This window comes from Parafrankia sp. FMc2 (genome assembly GCF_041008525.1).
Classification (GTDB): domain Bacteria; phylum Actinomycetota; class Actinomycetes; order Frankiales; family Frankiaceae; genus Parafrankia.
The window spans coordinates 1-2,357 of the sequence record NZ_JBFLUG010000333.1 but is presented as its reverse complement, the minus strand read 5'-3'; the positions used below and the strand labels follow the sequence as shown (position 1 = coordinate 2,357).

The 2,357-nt window shown below is 70.0% G+C and carries 1 protein-coding gene and 2 pseudogenes; 2 read left to right on the top strand and 1 reads right to left on the bottom strand.

Translation table 11 applies throughout. The features are described 5' to 3' along the window. Positions 1 to 186 precede the first annotated feature (186 nt). Positions 187 to 1,485, top strand: coding sequence for an IS110 family transposase (locus AB1460_RS36920; RefSeq protein WP_368967169.1), 1,299 nt, complete (start codon positions 187 to 189; stop codon positions 1,483 to 1,485). A gap of 98 nt (positions 1,486 to 1,583) precedes the next feature. Beyond that, a pseudogene (locus AB1460_RS36915) lies at positions 1,584 to 2,042 on the top strand (IS3 family transposase); the annotation flags it as partial. Between the two features lie 7 nt (positions 2,043 to 2,049). Here the strand turns inward: AB1460_RS36915 and AB1460_RS36910 are convergent. After that, positions 2,050 to 2,241 (bottom strand): annotated as a pseudogene (locus tag AB1460_RS36910) (IS30 family transposase); the annotation flags it as partial. Positions 2,242 to 2,357 lie beyond the last annotated feature (116 nt).

Sequence of the window (2,357 nt, the reverse complement as noted above, 5' to 3'; positions counted from 1 at the left end):
AATGACGTCGGGGGTCTTCGCCGACACCGCGTGATGTTTGGGACCTGAGCCCGCATAGGAGTCTGGTGAGGCGGCCGCCCGAGGGGCCTACGCACTGTGCTTCGAGCACGCCGTTCAGCCTCTGTCCTCCCCTCCGGCCGCCCGAAGGCCCCCGACCTGGAAGCAGTCGACCGTCAGGGAGCAGACGTGGACAGCAGCGAGGACGAGCACGGGGTCGTGCGCGTCGCCGCGATCGACATCGCGAAGGCGTCCGGGGTGGTGTGCCTGCGGCTGCCGCACGACACCGTCGACGGCCGCCACACCCAGCAGGTGTGGGGCGTGGACGCCACCACCCGGGCGATCTGCGACCTCGCCGACCAGTTGGTCTGCCACGGGGTACAGCGGGTCGTGATGGAGGCGACCGGGACCTACTGGAAGCCGTTCTTCTTTCTGCTCGAGGCCCGGGGTCTGGACTGCTGGCTGGTCAACGCCCGCGACGTCAAGAACGTCCCGGGCCGGCCCAAGACCGACCGGCTCGACGCGGTGTGGCTGGCCAAGCTCGCCGAACGCGGGATGCTGCGGGCCTCGTTCGTCCCCCCGCGCCCGGTCCGCCGGCTACGCGACCTCACCCGCACCCGGGCGGTCCTGGTCCAGGAACGCACCCGTCACAAGCACCGGGTCGAGAAGGTCCTCGACGACGCCCAGCTACGACTGTCCACGGTCGCCTCCGACGTGTTCGGCGTGTCCGGCCGAGCGATCCTGGACGCCCTGGTCGCCGGCCAGCGCGACCCTCACGCCTTGGCCGACCTCGCCCGCGGCCGACTCAAAGCGAAACAGGCCGCCCTCGAACAAGCGCTGACCGGCCAGTTCGACGACCACCACGCCCGGCTCGTCGCCCTGCTGCTGGCCACCGTCGACCACCTCACCGCCCAGGTCGCCGACCTCGACCAGTGGATCGACCAGGCTTTGCGCGAGGCGCCCACGACCACCGGCCCGGGGCAGCCGCCGCTACCTCACCAGGCCCTGGCCGACCTGCTCGACGCGGTCCCCGGCGTCGGGCCCACCACCGCCCGCGTGATCCTCGCCGAAATCGGCGCCGACATGAACCGCTTCCCCACCCCCGGACACCTCACCTCGTGGGCGAAACTCTGCCCCCGCACCGTCCAGTCCGGCGCCAAACACACCACCGGCCCCGCAGGGCCCGGTAACCCCTGGTTACGCGGCGCGCTCGGCGAAGCCGCCACCGCCGCCAGCCGCACCCGGACCTTCCTCGGCGCCCGCTACCGCCGCCTCGTCAAACGACGCGGCCACGCCAAAGCACTCGTCGCCGTCGCCCGCTCCATCCTCGTGATCGTCTGGAAGCTGCTCTCCGCACCCGGAACCCGCTACCACGACCTCGGCCCCGACTGGCACCAGCGCCACCTCGACCCCGCCCGCAAAGCCCGCGACCTCGTCCGCCAACTCGAAGCACTCGGCCACCACGTCGAACTCGCCCCCACTACCTGACCGACCCGACCAGCGACCCCGGCCCACACCCAGCAGCACCCACCCGACCGGCACGACAGCCAGCCGGGTCACCGGCCTGCACCCAGTCACCACGATTTTCCGTTCAGATCGAGCGGGTGTGGAAGGAGAACTACGAGGTGTACGGCGCGCGGAAGGTGTGGCGGGTGTTGAACCGGGAGGGGATCCCGGTAGCCCGGTGCACCGTCGAACGGCTGATGCGGACGGCTGGGCTGACCGGGGCGCTGCGCGGCGGGGCCAGGCCCCGTACGACCCGTGCCGACCCGGCCGCGCCGAGGCCGGCGGACCTGGTGGACCGGCAGTTCACCGCGGACCGGCCGAACGCGCTGTGGGTCGCCGACTTCACCTATGTACCGACGTGGGCGGGCATGGTGTATGTGGCGTTCGTGATCGACGTGTATTCCCGGAAGATTGTCGGGTGGCGGCTCGACACCACCATGCGTACCGATCTTCCGCTCGACGCACTCGAGATGGCGATCTGGGGCCGCAAAGACCAGCCACTGAACGGTCTGGTGCATCATTCCGACAGGGGCTCGCAAACCGAACTCAACCGGTCGTCGCAACACCAGGCAGTTGAAGTGAGAATAGCTGGTCGTTCATCGCCTCGGCAGGGGTCTTCCAAGCAAGGGTCTTGCGGGGCCGGTCGTTGAGGGTCGCGGCGATGGTGACCAGTTCGTGGTGGGTCCAGCGGGACAGGTCGGTGCCCTTGGGGAAGTACTGGCGCAGCAGCCCGTTGGACGCTCCTATGTCTGTCAAGAGCTGGCTGAGAGCTCGGTGGTGCGGGTCGCTGCTTCGATGCGGCGGTAGAGGCGTCGAGCGAGGGCGCGTTTGAGGGAACGTCGGACGTCGCGGTG